The 20,696-nt window shown below is 35.9% G+C and carries 18 protein-coding genes and 1 tRNA gene; 11 read left to right on the top strand and 8 right to left on the bottom strand.

Features of this window, described 5'->3' with window-relative positions; translation table 11 throughout:
* From LV842_RS07420 to LV842_RS07395, 6 genes are all read left to right on the top strand, one after another.
* On the top strand, positions 1–219 hold the full coding sequence (locus LV842_RS07420) for a (4Fe-4S)-binding protein (RefSeq protein WP_233110820.1): 219 nt from the start codon (positions 1–3) through the stop codon (positions 217–219).
* A complete protein-coding gene (locus tag LV842_RS07415; RefSeq protein WP_233110819.1) occupies positions 219–617 on the top strand; it encodes an OsmC family protein in 399 nt (132 codons plus the stop codon). Before LV842_RS07420 ends, LV842_RS07415 begins: the two co-directional genes overlap by 1 nt.
* Position 618: 1 nt before the next feature.
* Complete coding sequence (locus LV842_RS07410; protein WP_233110818.1) at positions 619–921, top strand: GNAT family N-acetyltransferase; 303 nt, start codon at positions 619–621, stop codon at positions 919–921.
* Positions 922–1,032: 111 nt separating this feature from the next.
* Positions 1,033–2,592, top strand: a complete 1,560-nt coding sequence (locus tag LV842_RS07405) for a sodium:solute symporter (RefSeq protein ID WP_233110817.1) — start codon at positions 1,033–1,035, stop codon at positions 2,590–2,592.
* 96 nt (positions 2,593–2,688) lie between these two features.
* Positions 2,689–3,561: a transketolase gene (locus LV842_RS07400; RefSeq protein WP_317207295.1), complete on the top strand. Its 873-nt coding sequence runs from the start codon at positions 2,689–2,691 to the stop codon at positions 3,559–3,561.
* Between the two features lie 48 nt (positions 3,562–3,609).
* Positions 3,610–4,554, top strand: coding sequence for a transketolase family protein (locus LV842_RS07395; protein WP_233110815.1), 945 nt, complete (start codon positions 3,610–3,612; stop codon positions 4,552–4,554).
* Positions 4,555–4,682: 128 nt separating this feature from the next.
* Here LV842_RS07395 and LV842_RS07390 read toward each other — a convergent pair whose 3' ends face one another.
* The 3 genes from LV842_RS07390 to LV842_RS07380 all read right to left on the bottom strand — a co-directional run bounded on the left by LV842_RS07390 (position 4,683) and on the right by LV842_RS07380 (position 10,520).
* Positions 4,683–5,060 (bottom strand): hypothetical protein, encoded by a 378-nt coding sequence (locus LV842_RS07390; RefSeq protein WP_233110814.1) that lies wholly within the window; start codon positions 5,058–5,060, stop codon positions 4,683–4,685.
* 67 nt (positions 5,061–5,127) lie between these two features.
* On the bottom strand, positions 5,128–5,598 hold the full coding sequence (locus LV842_RS07385; protein WP_233110813.1) for an Lrp/AsnC family transcriptional regulator: 471 nt from the start codon (positions 5,596–5,598) through the stop codon (positions 5,128–5,130).
* 134 nt (positions 5,599–5,732) lie between these two features.
* Complete coding sequence (locus LV842_RS07380) at positions 5,733–10,520, bottom strand: translocation/assembly module TamB domain-containing protein (RefSeq protein WP_233110812.1); 4,788 nt, start codon at positions 10,518–10,520, stop codon at positions 5,733–5,735.
* 4 nt (positions 10,521–10,524) lie between these two features.
* On the opposite strand from LV842_RS07380, the gene tsaD reads away from it, so the two are divergent.
* Genes tsaD through LV842_RS07365 form a run of 3 tightly spaced genes read left to right on the top strand, consistent with a single transcriptional unit; the run spans position 10,525 to position 12,666 of the window.
* A complete protein-coding gene (gene tsaD, locus LV842_RS07375; RefSeq protein WP_233110811.1) occupies positions 10,525–11,541 on the top strand; it encodes a tRNA (adenosine(37)-N6)-threonylcarbamoyltransferase complex transferase subunit TsaD in 1,017 nt (338 codons plus the stop codon).
* The gene (locus tag LV842_RS07370; RefSeq protein ID WP_233110810.1) at positions 11,541–11,951 is read left to right on the top strand and encodes a hypothetical protein; all 411 of its coding nucleotides are present in this window, start codon (positions 11,541–11,543) and stop codon (positions 11,949–11,951) included. Before tsaD ends, LV842_RS07370 begins: the two co-directional genes overlap by 1 nt.
* 19 nt (positions 11,952–11,970) lie before the next feature.
* Entirely contained in the window at positions 11,971–12,666 is a 696-nt protein-coding gene (locus LV842_RS07365) for an RsmE family RNA methyltransferase (RefSeq protein WP_233110809.1), read from the top strand.
* Here the strand turns inward: LV842_RS07365 and LV842_RS07360 are convergent.
* A complete protein-coding gene (locus LV842_RS07360; RefSeq protein ID WP_233110808.1) occupies positions 12,663–13,196 on the bottom strand; it encodes a hypothetical protein in 534 nt (177 codons plus the stop codon). The two genes, LV842_RS07365 and LV842_RS07360, sit on opposite strands and share 4 nt — an antisense overlap.
* Before the next feature lie 29 nt (positions 13,197–13,225).
* The gene (locus tag LV842_RS07355; RefSeq protein WP_233110807.1) at positions 13,226–13,897 is read right to left on the bottom strand and encodes a TrmH family RNA methyltransferase; all 672 of its coding nucleotides are present in this window, start codon (positions 13,895–13,897) and stop codon (positions 13,226–13,228) included.
* Between the two features lie 78 nt (positions 13,898–13,975).
* Here LV842_RS07355 and LV842_RS07350 point away from each other — a divergent pair, with 78 nt between their 5' ends.
* Positions 13,976–15,001 carry an asparaginase gene (locus LV842_RS07350; RefSeq protein ID WP_233110806.1) on the top strand — a complete coding sequence of 342 codons (1,026 nt, stop codon included), beginning with the start codon at positions 13,976–13,978 and terminating at the stop codon, positions 14,999–15,001.
* Between the two features lie 45 nt (positions 15,002–15,046).
* A tRNA-Ser gene (locus LV842_RS07345) sits at positions 15,047–15,133 on the top strand.
* Positions 15,134–15,225: 92 nt separating this feature from the next.
* Here LV842_RS07345 and LV842_RS07340 read toward each other — a convergent pair.
* The 3 genes from LV842_RS07340 to LV842_RS07330 form a co-directional block, all read right to left on the bottom strand.
* Complete coding sequence (locus tag LV842_RS07340; RefSeq protein WP_233110805.1) at positions 15,226–15,921, bottom strand: hypothetical protein; 696 nt, start codon at positions 15,919–15,921, stop codon at positions 15,226–15,228.
* 140 nt (positions 15,922–16,061) lie between these two features.
* Positions 16,062–17,504, bottom strand: a complete 1,443-nt coding sequence (locus LV842_RS07335; protein ID WP_233110804.1) for a TolC family protein — start codon at positions 17,502–17,504, stop codon at positions 16,062–16,064.
* On the bottom strand, positions 17,491–20,685 hold the full coding sequence (locus LV842_RS07330) for an efflux RND transporter permease subunit (RefSeq protein ID WP_233110803.1): 3,195 nt from the start codon (positions 20,683–20,685) through the stop codon (positions 17,491–17,493). Before LV842_RS07330 ends, LV842_RS07335 begins: the two co-directional genes overlap by 14 nt.
* Positions 20,686–20,696 lie beyond the last annotated feature (11 nt).

Below are 20,696 nucleotides of genomic sequence, written 5' to 3'. Positions count from 1 at the left end.
ATGGAAAGACACGAATATATCAATGGAAACATTACGGTTATTTGGCAGCCTCAGAAATGCATTCACTCAGCGGTATGCGTAAAAATGCTTCCGAAAGTTTACAATCCCAAGGAACGACCTTGGATAAAAGCAGAAAATGCAACGGCTCAGGAGCTTAAAGATCAGATCGATCACTGTCCTTCCGGAGCATTAAGTTATCAATTCAATACAGAAAAATAATGGCAGTCACCGTAAAAGCAAGTTTAGGAAAAGAAAAATATTATACAGAGGTTATTGCCGGTGAAAATACTCTTATCACGGACGAACCAGTTGATAAAGGCGGGCAAAACAAAGGCTTCAACCCATTTGAAATATTGGCAACTTCTTTGGCAAGCTGTACTGCAGCTACCTTGAGAATGTATATCGAGAGAAAAGAATGGGATGTTGAAAAAGTAAACGTAGAAGTAGAACTGGAGAATTTCCCTTTAACCAAAAGAGCAGTTTTCAAAAGAGATATAACCTTTGAAGGAACAGAACTTGATGAAGAACAGTTAAAAAGACTTCACACGATTGCGGACGCTTGCCCTGTACATAAAATACTAACAAACGACATAGAAATATTAACAAAATTCTCATAATATGATTGAAGTAAAACAAAAGAACGACGAAAAACACGGAAATTTTGAAGCATTCATAGACGGAAACCACGCAGGATTGATGACCTACACTTGGGCCGGAGAAGAAAGATTTATTATAGACCACACTGAGGTAGAAGAAGCATACAACGGAAAAGGCGTTGGCAAAGAAATGCTTTTGGCAGCAGTAGAGTTTGCAAGAAAAAACGGAAAAACAATTATTCCGCTTTGTCCTTTTGCAAAAGCCAGTTTCCAGAAACATAACGAGCTTCAGGACGTTTTAGTGAATCAAACTCAAGCGCACTAACTATTTTTAAATAGGTGACCATACAGAAACCTTCCGGATTACAATCCGGAAGGTTTTTTCTTTTTCAACAGAACAGAAAAAAACTATATTTGCTGAAATTAAAATGTAAACATGAATTCAGGAACTGTCCTTTTGCTGTTTGTTTTTGTATACTTTATCGGTCTTCTGGTAATTTCTTATTTTACAAGTCGAAATTCCGATAACCAATCATTTTTCATTGGTAACAAAAAAAGCAAATGGTGGCTTGTTGCTTTCGGAATGATCGGAACGAGTTTAAGCGGAGTCACTTTCATTTCCGTACCGGGAACCGTTGGAAAAATGACCGGAAGTGAGTACATCTTCGGTGGTTTCGAATATTACATGATGGTGATCGGCTTTTTTATCGGTTATTTTATTGTCGCTGCGATCCTGCTTCCATTATATTATAAAATGAATCTTACTTCTATTTATACGTATTTAGGAAAAAGATTCAATGTTGAAGCGCACAAAATCGGGTCTATATTTTTTATTATTTCAAGAGCGATTGGCGCCACAGCAAGATTATATCTGGTCGTGAATGTTTTACAGATTTTTTTATTGGAAGGTTTAGGAGTTCCATTTTGGCTGACTGCTTTGGTGCTTTTATTAATGGTCCTTTTATATACTTTTGAAGGCGGTGTAAAAACCATCGTCATCACAGATACCTTGCAGACTTCGTTTATGATTATCAGTTTGATTGCCTGTATCGTTTATATTTTATCCAATTTAAATTTATCTTTCGGAGAAGCTTATACCATCTTAGAACAGAAAAACTATACCCATTTCATTAATTTCGATCCTAATTCCAAGACCTTTTTCCTAAAAACAATTTTAGGAGGGATCTTCATCACGATTGCCATGACGGGTCTTGATCAGGAAATGATGCAGAAAAACATCTCTGTTGACAATCTTAAAAACTCTAAGAAAAACATGTTGACTTTTGCAGGAACTTTACTTTTTGTAAATCTTGCGTTCTTGTTTTTAGGAGGTCTTCTTTATCTTTTCGCATTACAAAACGGTGCTGAATACGGACAAATAGCTGGAGATCCAATCACCAATATTTTCGGGTTTAAGGATTCTGCAGGTGAAATCAAAAATATTATGGGAGATGATCTTTTCCCTGCGTTATCTCTTCAGGGGCATTTCCCGATGATTATTTCGGTTATTTTTATTATCGGATTGATTTCGGCATTATTCCCTTCTGCAGACGGAGCTTTAACGGCCGTTACCAGTTCGTATTGTGTAGATTTATTAAATTTAAATGAAGACAAAACCAAAACTGAAAAAGAGAAAAAAAGACTTCGTATGAAAGTTCATTTGACTTTTACAATTGTTTTCTTTATTTTAATTATGATTTTCAAAGCATTAAATGACAAATCGATCGTGTATCTGATTATGGAAATTGCCGGATATACTTACGGACCGCTTTTAGGACTTTTTGCCTTTGGAATTTTCACCAAATTTCAGATTTCAAAAAAATATTCAATTCTGGCAGTCACTATTTTGGCTCCGATTGCTACGTATTTGATTAATTATCTTATAACTACTTACACCGATTATAGAATTGGTGTTGAATTAATTGTTTTAAACGGGTTGCTTACTTTCATCGGTTTGTGGCTGGTAAGACATCAATCGCATTTGAAAGTGGTTTAATTAAATTATTAAGCCTTAAATAAATAAAAACTAAAATCCGGATTTTACGTCCGGATTTTTGCATTTCCGTAACCCAGTAAAAAATTGTAAATTCGCGTGCAAAATAAATCTTATATAATGAGTAAAAGTATCGAAGAGTTAAAATCTCTTACTACGCAAATCAGAAGAGACATTTTAAGAATGGTTCACGCTGTAAATTCTGGTCACCCAGGTGGAAGTTTAGGTTGTACTGAATACTTCACAGCCCTTTACGGAAAGGTAATGAACTATAATCTTCCTTTCACGATGGAAGGTAAAAATGAAGATCATTTCTATCTTTCAAACGGACACATTTCTCCGGTATTCTATTCTACTTTGGCTAGATTCGACTTTTTCCCTGTTGATGAGTTAAGTACTTTCAGAAAATTAGATTCTAGATTGCAAGGTCACCCTACGACTCATGAAGGTCTTCCTGGTGTAAGAATCGCTTCTGGTTCTTTAGGACAAGGTCTTTCTGTAGCTCTTGGGGTAGCACAAGGTAAAAAATTAGACGGAGACAGCTCTTTAGTTTACTCTCTACATGGAGACGGTGAATTGCAGGAAGGTCAGGTATGGGAAGCATTTATGTATGCTGCAGCAAAAAAAGTAGATAATATCATTTCTACCATCGACTATAACGGTCAACAAATTGACGGAAGCACAGAAAATGTACTTTCTCTAGGAAATCTTCATGCAAAATTAGAAGCTTTCGGATGGATTGTTTTGGAAGAGAAAAATGGTAACGACCTGGAAGCGGTAATTGCTATTCTTGAAAAAGCAAAATCTGAAACAGGAAAAGGAAAACCGGTAGCAATCATTCTTCATACAGAAATGGGAGCTGGTGTAGACTTTATGATGGGAACTCACGCTTGGCACGGAAAAGCTCCAAACGATGAGCAATTGAATACTGCATTCAAGCAATTATATCTAGAAGCTCCTGCTGATTACTAATAATTGGTAATGAGTAAAAGTAATCAGTAATAAAATAATTAGAAAAAAATGAAATTTACATATACAGAAAAAAAAGATACACGTTCAGGATTCGGAGCTGGATTGGCTGAACTTGCTGATACAAACCCGAATGTTGTAGCACTTTGTGCAGACCTTATCGGATCTTTGAAAATGGAACAATTCATTGAAAAAGCTCCGGAAAGATTTTACCAGACAGGTATTGCAGAAGCTAACATGATGGGTCTTGCTGCAGGTCTTAGCATCACAGGAAAAATTCCTTTTACCGGAACTTTCGCTAATTTCTCTACTTCAAGAGTTTATGACCAGATCCGTCAGTCAATCGCTTATTCTGGAAAAAATGTTAAAATCTGTGCATCTCACGCAGGTCTTACTTTAGGAGAAGACGGTGCTACTCACCAGGTTTTGGAAGATATCGGTATGATGAAAATGCTTCCTGGAATGACGGTAATCAACCCTTGTGATTACAACCAGACAAAAGCAGCTACCATTGCCATCGCTGATCATGAAGGACCTGTATATTTAAGATTTGGTAGACCAGCTGTTCCTGTATTCATGCCGGAAGATATGCCTTTCGAAATCGGAAAAGGAATTATGCTTCAGGAAGGTACTGATGTAACGATCGTTGCAACAGGTCACCTGGTTTGGGAATCTTTAGTTGCTGCTGATGAGCTTGAAAAAGAAGGAATTTCTTGTGAAGTGATCAACATCCACACCATTAAACCTCTTGATGAAGAAATCATTTTGAAATCTGTTGAAAAAACAGGTAAAATTGTAACTGCAGAAGAGCACAACTACCTTGGTGGTTTAGGTGAATCTGTTGCGGGAATGTTGGCTAGAAAAAGACCTACAAGACAGGAATTCGTAGCGGTAAATGATTCTTTTGGAGAATCTGCAACACCTGCTGAATTGATGAAAAAATATAAAATCGACGCTGCTGCTGTAAAAGAAGCTGTGAAGAGAATTTTAGCGTAATATATTCTTACCTATATATGAAAAGCATCCTTTTTAGGATGCTTTTTTTATTTTAATCGTGATTTTATATTTAAATAAAAAACGGACTAAAAGCCCATTCTAAATATTATATTTTTTTAATCAAAAGACTATTTAAAAAACTTCCATTTCGGAATAATAGCCAACATTCCGAATCCTGTAAAAAGGAAAAGATTGGTAACGTCTGTATACAGGAACGTTGACAAATAATAATTATGCATAAAGAAGTGCAAAACAAGCAACGCCGGAAAAGCAAAGATCCCTATTTTTCTGTAAAAAAACATTAAAATAAGACTTACCACCATTAAGGCATCAATTGTGAAAATAGCATAGGAATACCAAGCCGGAATGTTCAGTGTCTCATGTTGCAGATATTCATCAAGATCAATTCCGAAACCCATAATTGTAAACAACATCAAGGCAGCAAACGCTCCTATAAATCCCCATCCTTTCTTCGGATCTTCGTCAAAATAGCTATATTCTTCCATAGGTACAAAAATAAAGAACTTATGAGAGATTTCATAAGTTCTTTTATATAATTCGTTTAAAATTTGATTAAATAGAGATCGCGTTAATCAATCTGTTTTTATCGCTTAAGAATTCTTCCATAGAGATCATACTTTCAGTTCTCATTACATCCTGAATATCATCTATTTGATAAATAATTCTTTTAGCATCATCAGTATTCTTAGCTCTTACTTTACAGAAGATATTATATTTTCCTGAAATAACGCTCGCTTCAATTACATTAGGAATTGTTGACAATTCTTTCAGAACCTCTTGTGTTCTGTTAGATTTTGTTAATAAAATTCCGATAAAAGCAGTGAAATGATAGTCTAATTTTCTGTAATCGATGTTAAGAGATGATCCCAAAATAATACCCGCATCCTCCATTTTTTTCACTCTTACGTGAATTGTTCCAGCAGAAACATCCATCTGTTTTGCAATTTCAGTAAAAGGCATTCTTGTATTTTCTACTAAGAAATCAAGAATTTTCTTGTCTATTTCGTCCAGTTGATAGTTCATATTAGTCTGATTGTATTTTTTGTAAAAAACAAATATATTTTTTGCAAATTTAAAAAAAATAATTTAGTAAAAAAAATTATAGCAAACATTAACAATAATTAACACGGATGATAAAAATCATTAAAATATTCTAATTATTTAACCTCCGATTTTACAGAATCTGTTTTTATTTCGCTTTCAACTTTCGGTTGTTTTTTATTCTTTTTCTTCTTAAACAGGGAATTAAAACTTTTACTCCAAACGACACCCACTCCATATGACTGATTTGCTGAGCCATTTGCATTAAGCCCGGTTCCCATTCCAATATTGGATGGTTTTGAATATCCTCTTAATATTACTGTACCATCATTCTTCTTAGAAATATCATATTCTATAGAACCTTCTCCAGACAGGAAGTTATTAGTATCTGCATTATCTGCTTTAGAAAGCGGAATACCAAGCCCTGTTTTTACATTCACCCTTGGTGAAAGTTCAAAACTTACTCCGGCATTGGCTCTGTCTCCTGTGTTTGAGTTCTGATCTCCTTTCACATAATTTAAATCAATCTGAAATTCATTACTCATCGTATTTAATGCCGAACCTAATTGTTTTAAAATCATATTGTATCCTGAGCTTTCAGCAACTCCGGCAAAATCAACTCCTACTCCACCCGTCGTCATATTAAAGCTGTTAAGCAAAAGCACAGACCCAAACTGCAAGACTTTTTCTCCATCCTGACTTAGCTTAGTATTTAACGCTTCTTTCACCTGACTGGAAACATCTAAAGCTGATAATCCCAACTCCACATCAGGATTAGTCAAAGTTTCGGTAATCTTCGCCTGAAGAAGAATTTTAATTGGCTGAAGACCGCTCATACTTAAGTATTCTCCGGTGTTCGAAACCATTCTCATATAATTTGCAGTAATGTCTAAAGTCGGTTTCATTGCGTCACCATCCCAACGTATGCTGCTTCCTTTTTCTATCTGGAATGTTTTATTAAGAATTGCCTTGGAAATAAATGTTCCATTGTCTACCATATAAGCACCATTCATCGAAATATTCCCTTGTCTGCTCATCTGGAATTTCAGGTTATTGGCAGTTCCTTTTACAGAAATATTCCCTACATCATCACCTACCAAAACGTTTACGGTTGTTCCTTTATCAATATCCAGACTTAAGTCAACATTTACATTGGCTCCGGATTTCTTTTTATCTTCTAATACAATTTCCCCTACTTTATTTTCCTGTAAAAACCTCAGCATTTTAAATTCATCCACATTCGTGGTAGAAGCCGAGTTAAAAGTAAATGTACTTCCAAATAAAGCTTTAAATGGTGTTCGCGGGCTGGTTTCTATATCCAGAGCAGAAACCGGTCCGGAAATCGTGGCTTCTCCCTGTCCATATACTCTACCCCAAAATAGATCATTATCTTTCTGAGTAGAATTTAATACTAAGAGGTTATTCGCATTAAAGAATAAAGCGACCTGCATTGAAGATAAAGTTTCAAAACGGATATATCCGGAAACTGTTCCTTGAGAGTTTGTTCTCCCATCATGAACTTCGATATTATTAAGGATAGCCAACCCTTTTGATAAAGGGATTACGGTATCATCAAAAGAATAGTCTACTCCTGTAAATAAGAGCTTCAGACCAAATCCTTTTAACGCAATATCTCCACTATAATCGAGATCACTCAACTTTCCGCTTATTTTAAGATCTCCTGTTGCCTTTCCACGCATATTTCCAAAGATAGACTGTACAAACTGCTGTGTAAAAGCCAGATCAAAATCTCTCATCTCTGCGGTAAGGTCTATAACAGGAGACGAGGTATTGTTATTTACAGTTCCGGTAACATGCAAATTATTATTTCCGAGAACTCCCGCGGAAGCAACTTTTATATCAACATCATATACGTTTAAAGAAAAACTGTTGGTTGCTGATATGGTAATATCTCCCATATCATTTCCATTCATGACAATATCATCTATGGTCATGTCAACCAATGGCTGTAACGTATTTTTGTCCATTCGTATCTTAACGTTACCATTGGCAAGTCCTTTTATTCCCATAGGATTACCCCCCGACTGCATTTTTAAAAGTTTCTCTATCGAAAAATCTTTTACTTCTGCATCCACATAAAAATCTTTTGCAGATTTAAAGGTTGATTCATTGATTTGCAAAGAACTGCTATCAGAATAAATTCTTAAATTCCTTATTTCAAAATCTGCTGTTTTCTTCCTGTATATAATAGAATGATCTAGACTCGGATCTGTATCTATTTTCCAGGTTACATCATTAAATGCAATTTCGGTAGGCTCAAATCTGAAAACGAAATCTCCTGCTGCATTTGTAGACTGATTGAAATTGATCGCATAGCTTTTCAGCTTGTCTTCCATATCATCTTCAGGACTTCCGTGTTTGAAATTTGTTGAAATTCTGAGGATAGTATTGTTTTCATTTTTTCCGGATAAGGTAATATCCCGAAGTATGTTTTTATTGTATTCTATCTTATTGATTTTAGCATACAACTGCTGATCAAGATTGGCCGTATTAATCCTTACCATGATACTGTCGACCATAGCACTATCTTTTGTAATATTGGCTCTCTCATTAATTTTATAAGAAGGATTGGCAGCAGCCAGCGCTTTATCTGCATCTGTAATTTCCTCTACTTTGGTCATTACATACTTCAGAGATGCTGCATCAAGATTTAAGATTAAATTATTCGAATTTCCATCATATTCTCCTTCCACTTTCGCACCTTGTGGTAATTTAAGATCCGGCATAAAGTAGCTGATCAAGCCTTGCTCAACATCAAAATTCATGGCGAAATTCTGACCTCTGTATAGTTTTCTAGGTGGCGGACCTACTAAAATTTTCCCTAATCCGTTTTCAACCATACCGGCAAGATCTGCAAGATTGTATTTTCCTGAAATTTTGCCATCAACAGCTCCCGGAGCATTAACATCAATCACCCTTCCTCCGTTTTCCAAATAGGTTTTCAGTTTTGCATTAGGAATTTTATAGCGCTGACCTGCCGTTGCAAAATCTATATTATTTGCTTCTACATCCAGATTTAAATCATTAACTGTAGACATTGCAATTTTTCCGACCACCTGCCCGCTCACAATCTGGTTTCCGGGTTTCCCTGTGAAATAATTCATATTTAAATAATTCACATTGGCATCTATGTTTGCAAAAATTCTTGAGGTACTGAAATCTATTAATCCTTTTACAGTGGCTTTAGCCTGTTCGTCATTAACCGTAATTAAACCGTTATATTTTTTATGATCCAACAGCCCGTCTAAATAAAGGTTGTTGATCTCCTTATTCATAATCTCAACACTCGAAATCTGAGATTTCGTGCTCAATTTCATTGTATTGACATCAAAACTCTGCCCGTTAAGATTAAATTTACCAGAAATCAAGCCTACAGATTTGTTTTTTGTAATCACAGAGGTATTCAGATCTTTAATTTCTGCATATCCTACATATTTTGGTAGTGAGGAGCTATAATCCGTTAATGAAAAGTTTGAAATTTTTGCCTGCCCTATTCCGGTCATCAGATTTCCTGAAGATATATACACCTGCTTCGGAGTTACTTTAGCAGTTCCGTTATATTTTAATCTTCCGAAATCATCTGCAAAGTTTTTCATCTTTTTAGAAATGAAGGTCGGCATCATTTTCTTAAGCTCTACATAAGTAAAATCGGTAGAAAGATCATTGGTTTCAATTAAGAAATTTCCTTTCAGCAATCGATGTGCTTTCAGTTTTTTGGTAGCAATGTTCACTTCAGGATTTCTGATTAAGAAATTCTTTAATGTAAACTCATTGAGAGGTCCTTCCATATCTCCGGAAAGATTGAACGGAATAAAATTATCCCAATTGGTCACAAAATAACTGATATCATATCCGCTAAGCTGACTTCCCTGATTGATATTCATTTCCCATTTTACTTTGTTAGTAAAATCGGCCCAAGAACCTTTATGAAGATTAAACTTAATATTCCCTTGCAATAATGAATGATCCGTATTGAAAGTCAAATCTTTAAGCAACAAAAAATCTTCTGTCATAGAAAATTCTGTAGAAAAGGTTTCTACAAAATGAGATTTGCCCCATCTTTTGGTAATAAATGTGAAGTTGTTAATCTGTGCCGAGATATTTGCCCCGTTCACTCTTACTTTTGGAGCTTTCAGATTAACATGAGTCGCGGTAAGCCATTTTCCAGGTTCACCCGGCGAATTTTGATTAATGATAGAAACTTTAGAATCCAAAATCTCTAATCGGGAATTGAGCTGAAAAGGAGGTTTATTAGGATCTCTTTTTTTCCCACTGTCAAATAATTTGGTAAATCGTATAAAGTTCGAAATACTATCGCCTTTATAAGTAATTACTTTTACATCGGCGTTTTTAAGAATAAGACCGTTAAAACTTAAAGAATTATTTTTACCAATATTGGTCGCTAATGAAAACCAGTCTGAGTTGGCAATAAATTCTTTAGCTTTTATAAATTCTAAGCCTTTATAATCTTTGATTTTTAACCCTTTAATCGTAACATCTCCAAAAAAGTCAACCTCAACACTTTCTGTAGACATATCGGCTTTAAAATCTCTGTTTACAATCTGTAAAGCTTGATCTGCAGCCCATCTTTTAGTAACCGGTAAATTAATTACCACAAAAGCAAGAACAACTACTCCAAGAACAAACCAAAAAAGAATCAGTAAAAGTTTCGCCCACCAGGAATAGCTTGTGACATCTTTAGCAGCCTGCTTTCCTATTTCCTGAGCAGCGTCTAAAGGGTGCTTTATAGCATCTGAGGCAAATTCAGAAGCTTCCTTTACGGTTTCCTGAACATTTTCCACAGTTTTCTGTACCTGATTTCCTAAGTTTTCAGCTACTGATTTTTTGTTCTCATTGTCGTTATTATTCTCTAACTTTGCCATTATTATGAGCGACTCTATAATTTTAGGTATCGAATCGTCTTGTGACGATACTTCAGCAGCTATTATCAAAGGAAATGCTATTCTTTCTAATATTGCCGCCAATCAGGCAATTCATAAAGAATATGGTGGTGTGGTTCCTGAATTGGCATCAAGAGCACATCAGCAAAACATTATTCCTGTTGTTGAAAAATCCTTACTCAAAGCAAATATACAACAAAATGCAATCTCTGCCATAGGCTTTACACGTGGTCCCGGACTTTTGGGTTCACTTCTTGTGGGTACCTCATTTGCTAAGTCATTAGCCATGAGTTTAGATGTTCCATTAATTGAAGTAAATCACCTTCAGGCACACATTTTAGCCCATTTTATTGAGGATGCAAATCCTATGCCGCCCAAATTTCCGTTTTTGTGTCTTACCGTAAGTGGGGGTCACACAATGATCGTCCTGGTAAAGGATTATTTTGATATGGAAATTATCGGAAAGACTATTGATGATGCTGCCGGTGAAGCTTTTGATAAAATCGGAAAAATATTTGACCTGGATTATCCGGCTGGTCCAATCATTGACAGATTAGCAAAAGAAGGAAATCCTGATGCATTTAAGTTTAATAAGCCTAAGTTAGAAAATTACGATTATTCTTTTAGCGGAATTAAAACTTCGGTATTGTATTTTATCCAAAAAGAGGTAAAAAAAGATCCTGATTTTATTAAAAACAACCTCAATGATCTTTGTGCCTCGGTACAAAAATGCATCATCGAAATCTTAATGAATAAACTGGAAAAAGCAGCGAAAGATTTAAACGTCAAAGAAGTTGCCATTGCAGGAGGAGTTTCTGCCAATTCAGCTTTAAGAAAAGTAATGCAGGACAATCATGAAAAATTAGGATGGAGTATTTATATCCCCAAATTTGAATATACGACCGATAATGCTGCAATGATTGCCATGGTTGCTCAACTGAAATTCGAAAAAGGAGAGTTTACGGATCTAAGAACCACAGCAACGTCTAAATACGATTTATAATGAAGATATTATTAGAAGAAAAAGTACTGGGAACCCATTCTAAAAAGAACTCAAAATATTATTGGGTTTTGGAAACCGTTACAGGAAAAAATGAAGCTGTTGCTGAAGCTGAAGAGGAAGATTATTTAATGGTGAGCTCAGAAACCGGATATATTCAAAATATAAAGGAAGAGGTTTTAGAAAAAATAAATTCAGAGAATGTTTTCAGCTTTGCCTATGAGCCGAAAGAAGGAGATTATTTATCCATCAAAAATAATTTAAGAAAAAACGAATATCTGAATATGATTTTCATGAATAATAGTTGGGTTGAGGAAATTTACATGTGTTCTTACAGAGACTGCGAAGGTGATATTTATACGACGATAAAAACAGGAGTTGCATTTTTAAGCGAAAATGAGATCTTTTTTTAAAAAATAATACCTTTTTTCTATGAAACTTTTTTTTGGAGAGATAAACAACGGAAAAGCAATCATCAACGATGAAGAACAACAACATATTGTAAAGGTTCTTCGCATGAAAAATGGTGAAGAAATTCATGTAACGGATGGAAACGGAAACCTTGCCTCAGGAACATTGAGTATTGAGGGAAAAAAAGCCAATATTGACGTTTCTGAAATAAAAAGAGATTTTCCTGATTTCAATCCAAAACTCCATATTGCGATTGCACCAACAAAAAACATTGACCGTATTGAGTTTTTTGTAGAAAAAGCCGTAGAAATGGGAATTTCAGAGATTACTATTCTACAGACAGAAAAAACGGAGCGTAAAAACATCAATATTGATAAGCTCAGAAAACAGGCTGTTGCTGCCTCAAAACAGAGTCTACGATTTCATTTCCCTATTATTAATGATTCTATAAAGATTTCGGATTTTCTAAAAAAGATCAATCCTGAAAATACATTTGTAGCGCATTGTCATGAAAATCTGAAGAGAATTCAACTTAAAGAAATTCCACACCTGGAACATATTACTTTTTTAATTGGTCCGGAAGGAGACTTTTCCGAAAAAGAGATTTCCTTTTTAGCAGAACATAAAATAAAAGCAGTTTCATTGGGTAGCCAAAGGCTGAGAACTGAAACGGCAGGACTTTTTGTAGCCGCCTGGAATTACAACAAAATGATCTAACTTTTCTCTTTAAATCTTTTTATAGGCATCGTCAATCCGATCTGAAGCATATTAATTGGAAAATTTTCTGCTTTTAATAATCTGAAATTATATCCTACAGTCAGTTTTCCACCACTACCGCCAAATCCTAAATAAGGCATTACTCGTGGAATTACTTTTTCAAAATTAGTCTGGAATTGCACTTCTGCACCCATTGAAAGGCCTGCGCTGGAACTCACTCCCACTTTAGGTGCCATAAAAAAACCATAGCGATTGTTAATGATAAAATCACTTCCTGCATAATAGGTTTTTGCAGCTCCATGATTGCCTCCATAATCAATTATTTTAGCAACCACCAGTTCTATAATATGCATTTGTGAAGCTCTGAAAGTCTCTGAGTTGTCTTTTGTATCACCTGCATAATGATACCCTACTAATATTGCGGGGGAAATGGTTGTTTTTAATCTTCTGTGAGACAAAGTATCAAATTTCACTTGCGAAAACAAGATCCCTGATGAAATAAAAAATAAGAGAAAAAATAATCTTGCCATTATATTTTTTTTAATTTCAACTATACCTATTAAAAACTCATATTATTATCTTTCAAATATTTTTCAAATATCTGATCTCCGCTTCTCATTGAATTGACTGCCCAACGAATTTTCATTCTCAATAATTTTTCTTCATTAAGTTTATAATCAATCCCTGACTTCATCAGCTTTTGTTTTAATTCATATAAACAAATTGAAGCCGCTACGGAAACGTTAAAACTTCTTGTAAAACCATACATCGGGATCGCCAAAGTTTCGTCTGCAAAATCTAAAATTTCCTGTGAAACGCCTTCCATTTCGGTTCCGAAAACCAATGCAATAGGTTCTGTAATTTCATATTCAGGTAAAAATTTAGCATTATTTTCTAACGATACTGCTACCATTTTGTACCCTCTTTCTTTAATCTTTTGGAAGGATTCCATATTTCGGGGAAGTTTTTCTACCTCAACCCAGGTATCTGCTCCTTTGGTCACTCTGAGATTTGGCTCAAAACTATACTCTTCCTGCAATGCCACCACTTTATGAAAAGCACAGGCTTCTGTAGAACGAACCACCGCCGCCGCATTTCTAAACTGATACACATCTTCAAGAACAGGCAGCACAAAATCTGAACTTTCGGGAGCAAAATGTTCAATTTTTCTTATTCTTTCTTCCGTTAAAAACTCTTTGAGATAATCGTATGTTTTTACTAAATCTTCCATGCATTTTCAAATCTTTGCAAATTAACGTAATTTTGAGGAATGAACCCGACAAAGGTCCAAATTCTTAATAAAAGTTACATGAAACGAAAAGTCCTGCTGATCTATACCGGTGGAACCATTGGTATGGAAAAAGATTATGAAACGGGAAGTCTCCGCGCTTTTGACTTCGGAAATATTTTTGAAAAAATGCCGGAAATGAAGCTGATGGAATGTGAAGTCTCGCTTCACCCTTTCACTGAACCGCTGGATTCATCAGATATGGGACCCAAGGAATGGAAAATGATTGCCCATTACATTCGTGAAAACTATGATCAATACGATGGTTTTCTAGTTCTTCACGGAACCGACACGATGTCTTATACAGCTTCCGCTCTGAGTTTTATGCTAAAAGGATTGAGAAAACCGGTTATTTTTACCGGCTCACAGCTTCCTATTGGTGATTTAAGAACCGATGCCAAAGAAAATCTTCTGACAGGTTTATATTATGCAAGTTTGTATGAAAATAATGAAGCGGTTGTTCAGGAAGTTGCCATCTATTTTGAATATAAATTGTTACGAGGAAACAGAACCTTAAAATACTCGGCTGAGTTTTTTGATGCTTATTCAAGTCCGAACTATCCTATTCTAGGACAATCGGGAGTCCATTTGAATATTATCAAAGATAATCTTTACCGATGTGATCCTGCCATAGAATTTCATGTGGATGAACATATTTCTGAGGATATTCTATTCTGGAGAATTTTTCCGGGAATGCATTTAAGTCATTTTAAAGAAATTCCCCGAATGAAAGTATTGATTTTACAGGTTTTTGGATCCGGAACTATTTTCAGCAATGAAAAAACACAGGAAACATTACAGGAACTTAGAAATAATAGGACAGAAATTGTGGTGGTAAGTCAATGTATTTCAGGAGGAATTTCCTTCGGAAAGTATGAAAACAGTAATGTTTTTTCAAGAATAGGAGCCATTAGTGGCAAAGACATGACTGCAGAAAGCGCGATTACAAAAGCCATGCATTTGATTAACAATCCTGCATACACAGGAAGTTTCGCCGAAAATTTCACAAAAAGTCTTTGTGGAGAAATTTCTGAGGAATCCCATTAATAATTTGCAGATTCAATAAATTACTCTATTTTTGCAATCTGAAAAAGAAAGGTGTCCGAGTGGTTGAAGGAGCTACCCTGGAAAGGTAGTATACGGGTAACTGTATCGAGGGTTCGAATCCCTTCCTTTCTGCACATTAAAAAAAAAGCCTGATCAAATGATCAGGCTTTTTCGTTTGAAAAATTTCAAACTACAATTTAGTATATGAATGTTTGGTATAAAAATCAATTACAGATCGTTAAAAATTGATTATTTATCTGTACTTTAAACTTAGCTTCAGATTTTAATTTTGAGTAAATCATATGTTCAAAAGCATGAACATCTTTTAATTTCTGATCAATGAATTCCGCTATTTGAACCACTGAAAAAATAAAATCTCTGTATACAGCAATATTTACAGTCTGTCCATCAACAGGAAGATAGGCTTTCAAAAAAGGAAGCGTTTGCTGATGTTGATTATAATTCACGCAATATCCTGCTCCTTCTCTTGAAGAAATGATTTGATAATTGTTGATAAAATCAAGAACATTTTGTCTATTTTTGTTATTGTGCATCAAAAAATGTCTGTTAATTCTGTCCAAAATATACTGTGCATATTCCATCATGGTAATGGTTTTCCACTCAAATTCGTGGTTCATTCTTTTTAAAGATCGACCAGGTTTCTCATTCTCACACCCTATACAGAAAGACAACCCGATCATTTCCTGATACGGAAAAAAACAATTTTTAATCTGAATCGTTGCATCAGCCTGAAGCCTGTCATTGGCAAAACTATAATACAGGAAAGGACTATATAGATTGGCAAGAAATTGCAGATAATCCACTTCATTGGTATTGCTATATTTCTCAAACCATTTTTCTAAATGATCATAATAACGGCTTTCAAATTCATTAAAAGTTAAATATAATGGCAGTTCCATAGCTTTGTAATTTTGATACTCCAAAACTATTCCGCTAATGCGACAAAACTTGACGTGTTATTTTTAACCGTAAAAAAAAAATCAAAAAAAAGAGACCGTCAATACGACGGCCTCCCAAATAAAACATTAAGGATTTACAATTACTTCCAGCCTCCGCCTAAGCTCTTATAAATATCCACAACTGTACTCAGCTGTTTTTGTTTTGCTTCCACCAGTTCCATTTTTGCATCCAAAGCATCTCTCTGGTTCAGAAGAACTTCCAGATAGTCTGCTCTTGAATTCTTAAATAACTGATTAGCAATATCTATTGATTTCTCCAAAGCCTGTGTTTCTTCAGACTTCAGTTTGTAATACTGATCAATATTTTTCACTTTAGACATCAGATTTGCCACGTCTAAGTAAGCATTCAGAATTGTTTTATCATATTCATACAAAGCCTGAATTTGTCTTGCATCTGCAGTCTGGAAATTAGCTTTAATAGCACTTTTATTAATCAGCGGTCCTGCTAATTCACCTGCTAAATTATAAGCAATAGATTCCGGCATTTTCACCAGATAAGAAGGCTTAAATGCTTCTAATCCTAATGTTGCAGAGATTTCCAATGAAGGATAAAACTCTTTTCTTGCCGCTTCTACATCTAATTTTGATGATTTTAATTCTAATTCTGCCTGCTTGATATCAGGACGATTCGCCAACAATTGGGAAGGAATTCCTGTATATACCGTTTGCGCGATGGTCGTCATAAAATCTTCTTTTGTTCTTACAATCGGCTGTGGATAACGACCGCAAAGCGCATTGATTTGATTCTCCTTTTCGGTAATTTCCTGACGGATGGTATATTCTGTCGCTTTAGATTTTGCTAATTCCGCTTCAAATTTTTTCACTGCCAATTCAGTTGTCGCTGCAGCTTCTTTCTGAATTTTTGAGATTTCCAACGCTTTTTGCTGAAGCTTGATATACTGCTGAATAATATCCAATTGATTATCCAATGCCAGCAATTCATAATAGTTATCAGCAACTTCTTCAATTAAATTTGAAAGAACAAAATTCTTTCCTTCAACTGTTGAAAGGTAATGTGCAACTGCCGCTTCTTTTTCCGTTCTCAGTTTTTTCCAGATATCGATTTCCCAGTTGGCCATTAAGCCGCCTTCAAAATTTCCAAGCGGATCCGGCATTTCTTTACCGGGTTCTATTTCTGTGGTTGCATCCCCTGCTCCTTCACTTGTATAGCGTCCTGCTTTTTTCAAGCCAGCTCCAATTCCTGCAGAAACAGTCGGGGTTAACTTTCCTTTTTTTGCTAAGACTCCACTTTTTGCAATTTCAATCTCCTGTAAAGTGATCATTAATTCCTGATTATTCTTTAAAGAAGTCTCAATTAATGCGACTAAGTTAGGATCAGTGAAAAATTGTCTCCAAGGGGTTGTTCCACTATTATTATTGGCGTCTCCTTGCTCTTCCTGATTAAAGTTTTGAGGCACATTTTCTTTTACCTCGTCCTTTATCACGGTCGCCATTGGCGCCTTACAACTTGCTAAAACAAGCGATAAGGCGATGGCTGCTATATATTTATTATAAATCTTCATGTTTGTCATCGTGTTGATACGGTTCTGTTTGTTCTGTTAAAGGATTTTCTTCTTCATATCTTGCCAGTCTCGACTTATCCGCAATTGTTCCGAAAATATAGTACAATCCAGGAATAATCATTAATCCGAAAATAGTTCCGATTAACATTCCCCCTGCTGCTGCTGTACCAATGGTTCGGTTACCTATCGCTCCAGGCCCGGTCGCCATTACCAATGGAATCAAACCTGCAATAAATGCAAATGAGGTCATCAAAATCGGACGGAAACGGATTGCCGCTCCTTCAATGGCTGCCTTTGCCACAGGAATTCCTTCCTCTGCTTTTTTCTGAACGGCAAATTCTACGATCAATACGGCATTTTTACCTAATAAACCGATCAACATCACCATTGCCACCTGAGCATAGATGTTGTTTTCCAATCCTAACAATTTTAAACATACAAATGCTCCGAAAATACCCGTTGGCAACGATAAAATTACTGGTAGCGGAAGGATGAAACTTTCATACTGAGCCGCAAGAATTAAATAAACGAATCCTAAACAGACTAAGAAAATAAATACCGCTTCATTTCCACGACTTACTTCATCTTTAGAAATCCCTGCCCAGTCAATACCAAAGCCTCTCGGCAATGTTTTGTCTGCCACTTCTTTTATCGCCGCAATAGCCTGCCCTGAACTGTAACCCGGTGCAGGAGTTCCACTTACCTCCGCAGAATTGTACATATTATGTCTTGTAATCTCCGATAAACCATATACTTTTTCCAAATGCATGAAGTCTGAATACGGAACCATCTGATCTTTATCGTTTTTAACATACAGTTTCAATAAATCCGTCGGCAATGCACGATATTGCGGTCCCGCTTGAACAATTACTTTGTAAGGTCTGTCGAAACGGATGAAGCTCGTTTCATAGTTGGAACCAATCAACGTAGATAAATTGTCCATTGCTTTTTCAATCGTTACTCCTTTTTGTTCCGCTAGATCATTATCTACTCTTAACATATATTGAGGGAAACTGGCAGAATAGAAGGTAAATGCAGATCCTAATTCAGGACGTTTTTTCAATTCTTTCACAAAATCATTACTTACCTGCTCCATTTTATGATAATCTCCACTTCCTGCCTTATCCAGCAAACGAAGTTCGAAACCTCCTGCAGCACCATACCCCGGAATTGATGGCGGTTGGAAGAATTCTATATTGGCACCCGGAATATTTTTAGCTTTTTCTTCAAGCTTTTCAATAATTTCTGCGGCAGATTCTTTACGGTCTTCCCAGCTTTTCAGGTTAATCAAACAAGTACCCGAGTTGGAACCTGTACCTTCCGTCAAAATTTCATAACCTGCCAACGAAGAAACAGACTGTACTCCATCAATATCTTCCGATTCTCTCAATAGTTCTTTAGCAATCTGATTGGTTCTTTCTAATGTGGAACCTGGAGGAGTCTGAATAATCGCATAAATCATTCCCTGATCTTCCGCAGGAATAAATCCTGAAGGAAGCGAGTTGCTTAAAAAGAATGTTCCCGCACAGAAAGCTAATAGTAACGGTAATGTAAATGCTTTTTTAGTAACCGTTTTATTAAGCATCTTTTCATACTTTCCTGCTCCTTTTGTAAATAAATTATTGAATTTATCTAAGAAAATAGTAATCGGACCTCTTTTTTTAGCCTTTCCATGATTATTTTTCAGGATTAAAGCACATAAAGCCGGAGTCAAGGTTAAAGCGACTACCCCTGAAAGGATAATTGCAGAAGCCATGGTAATGGAGAACTGACGATAGAAAACCCCAACCGGACCAGACATAAACGCAATCGGAATAAACACCGATGCCATTACCAAAGTAATTGCGATAATTGCTCCACTGATTTCATGCATTGCTTCTTCTGTGGCTTTCAATGGTGACAGGTGTTTTTCCTCCATCTTGGCGTGAACGGCTTCAATAACCACAATCGCATCATCTACCACAACCCCGATTGCCATTACAAGGGCAAAGAGTGAGATCATGTTTAATGTAATTCCAAAAGCGGACATTACTGCAAAGGTACCGATCAATGAAACCGGAACCGCTATTGCAGGAATCAATGTCGAGCGCCAATCTCCCAGGAAAAGGAATACTACAATTGCCACCAAAATAAAGGCCTCAAATAGGGTATGAATCACTTTTTCCATCGAAGCATCCAAAAATTTGGATACGTCATAACTAATGTCATAATGCATTCCTTTTGGGAACGTTGTTTTCTGAAGTTCAGCCATCAAAGTTTTTACGTTTTTGATAACATCACTTGCATTGGAACCATATGATTGTTTTACAGTGATTGCAGCAGAAGGTTTACCATTCAGTGTAGAGTAAATATCATACATTGAAGAACCGAATTCTACATCTGCAACATCTTTTAATCTGATGAATTCTCCGTTTGATTTTGCTTTAAGAATGATATTTCCATAGTCTTTTTCATTATTGAAACGACCTGGATATTTCAAGATATATTCAAATGACTGAGATCTTTTTCCGGAACTCTCCCCTGTTTTTCCAGGAGATGCTTCTAAACTCTGTGCATTCAAAGCTTCCATTACTTCATCTGCTGAAATACTGTAAGCCGTTAATCTATCCGGTTTTAACCAGATACGCATTGCGTATTCTCTTGTTCCCAGGATATCTGCAAAACCAACTCCGCTTACTCTTCGTAATTCGGACATTACGTTGATATCCGCATAGTTGAAAAGGAATTTCTGGTCAGCTTTCGGATCATCACTATACAAGTTAATATACATCAACATGTTCGGTTCTTCACGGGTAATTTTCACCCCTTCACGAACTACCAAAGGAGGAAGTTTATTCACAACGGAAGAAACACGGTTTTGAACGTTTACTGCTGCTACGTTCGGATCGGTTCCCAGGTCAAAAACCACCTGAATAGATGCTTCCCCGTCGTTTCCGGCATCGGAAGTCATATATTTCATTCCGGGAACACCATTTAACCCTCTTTCTAATGGAATAACCACGGATTTAATCAACAATTCGTTGTTGGCTCCCGGATATTCTGCGGTAATATTAACTTTTGGTGGTGAAATGGAAGGAAATTGCGTAACCGGTAATTTTACCAGGGACAAAATTCCCATAAATACGATAATCAAAGAGATTACGATAGACAGAACGGGTCTGCGAATGAATTTCTTAAACATACTACTTCATT

The sequence above is a fragment of the Chryseobacterium gwangjuense genome, assembly GCF_021311115.1.
In the GTDB taxonomy this organism is placed as follows: domain Bacteria; phylum Bacteroidota; class Bacteroidia; order Flavobacteriales; family Weeksellaceae; genus Chryseobacterium; species Chryseobacterium gwangjuense.
Note: the sequence above shows the minus strand (reverse complement) of the source record. Positions and strands in the feature narration are given on the sequence as shown.

What these genes read in the sequence shown, in the direction of transcription:
- LV842_RS07420 (WP_233110820.1), top strand. Translation starts at nt 1, where the DNA reads ATGGAAAGACACGAATATATCAATGGAAACATTACGGTTATTTGGCAG.
- LV842_RS07415 (WP_233110819.1), top strand. Translation starts at nt 219, where the DNA reads ATGGCAGTCACCGTAAAAGCAAGTTTAGGAAAAGAAAAATATTATACA.
- LV842_RS07410 (WP_233110818.1), top strand. Translation starts at nt 619, where the DNA reads ATGATTGAAGTAAAACAAAAGAACGACGAAAAACACGGAAATTTTGAA.
- LV842_RS07405 (WP_233110817.1), top strand. Translation starts at nt 1,033, where the DNA reads ATGAATTCAGGAACTGTCCTTTTGCTGTTTGTTTTTGTATACTTTATC.
- LV842_RS07395 (WP_233110815.1), top strand. Translation starts at nt 3,610, where the DNA reads ATGAAATTTACATATACAGAAAAAAAAGATACACGTTCAGGATTCGGA.
- LV842_RS07390 (WP_233110814.1), bottom strand. Translation starts at nt 5,060, where the DNA reads ATGGAAGAATATAGCTATTTTGACGAAGATCCGAAGAAAGGATGGGGA.
- LV842_RS07385 (WP_233110813.1), bottom strand. Translation starts at nt 5,598, where the DNA reads ATGAACTATCAACTGGACGAAATAGACAAGAAAATTCTTGATTTCTTA.
- LV842_RS07380 (WP_233110812.1), bottom strand. Translation starts at nt 10,520, where the DNA reads ATGGCAAAGTTAGAGAATAATAACGACAATGAGAACAAAAAATCAGTA.
- tsaD (WP_233110811.1), top strand. Translation starts at nt 10,525, where the DNA reads ATGAGCGACTCTATAATTTTAGGTATCGAATCGTCTTGTGACGATACT.
- LV842_RS07370 (WP_233110810.1), top strand. Translation starts at nt 11,541, where the DNA reads ATGAAGATATTATTAGAAGAAAAAGTACTGGGAACCCATTCTAAAAAG.
- LV842_RS07365 (WP_233110809.1), top strand. Translation starts at nt 11,971, where the DNA reads ATGAAACTTTTTTTTGGAGAGATAAACAACGGAAAAGCAATCATCAAC.
- LV842_RS07360 (WP_233110808.1), bottom strand. Translation starts at nt 13,196, where the DNA reads ATGGCAAGATTATTTTTTCTCTTATTTTTTATTTCATCAGGGATCTTG.
- LV842_RS07355 (WP_233110807.1), bottom strand. Translation starts at nt 13,897, where the DNA reads ATGGAAGATTTAGTAAAAACATACGATTATCTCAAAGAGTTTTTAACG.
- LV842_RS07350 (WP_233110806.1), top strand. Translation starts at nt 13,976, where the DNA reads ATGAAACGAAAAGTCCTGCTGATCTATACCGGTGGAACCATTGGTATG.
- LV842_RS07340 (WP_233110805.1), bottom strand. Translation starts at nt 15,921, where the DNA reads ATGGAACTGCCATTATATTTAACTTTTAATGAATTTGAAAGCCGTTAT.
- LV842_RS07335 (WP_233110804.1), bottom strand. Translation starts at nt 17,504, where the DNA reads ATGAAGATTTATAATAAATATATAGCAGCCATCGCCTTATCGCTTGTT.
- LV842_RS07330 (WP_233110803.1), bottom strand. Translation starts at nt 20,685, where the DNA reads ATGTTTAAGAAATTCATTCGCAGACCCGTTCTGTCTATCGTAATCTCT.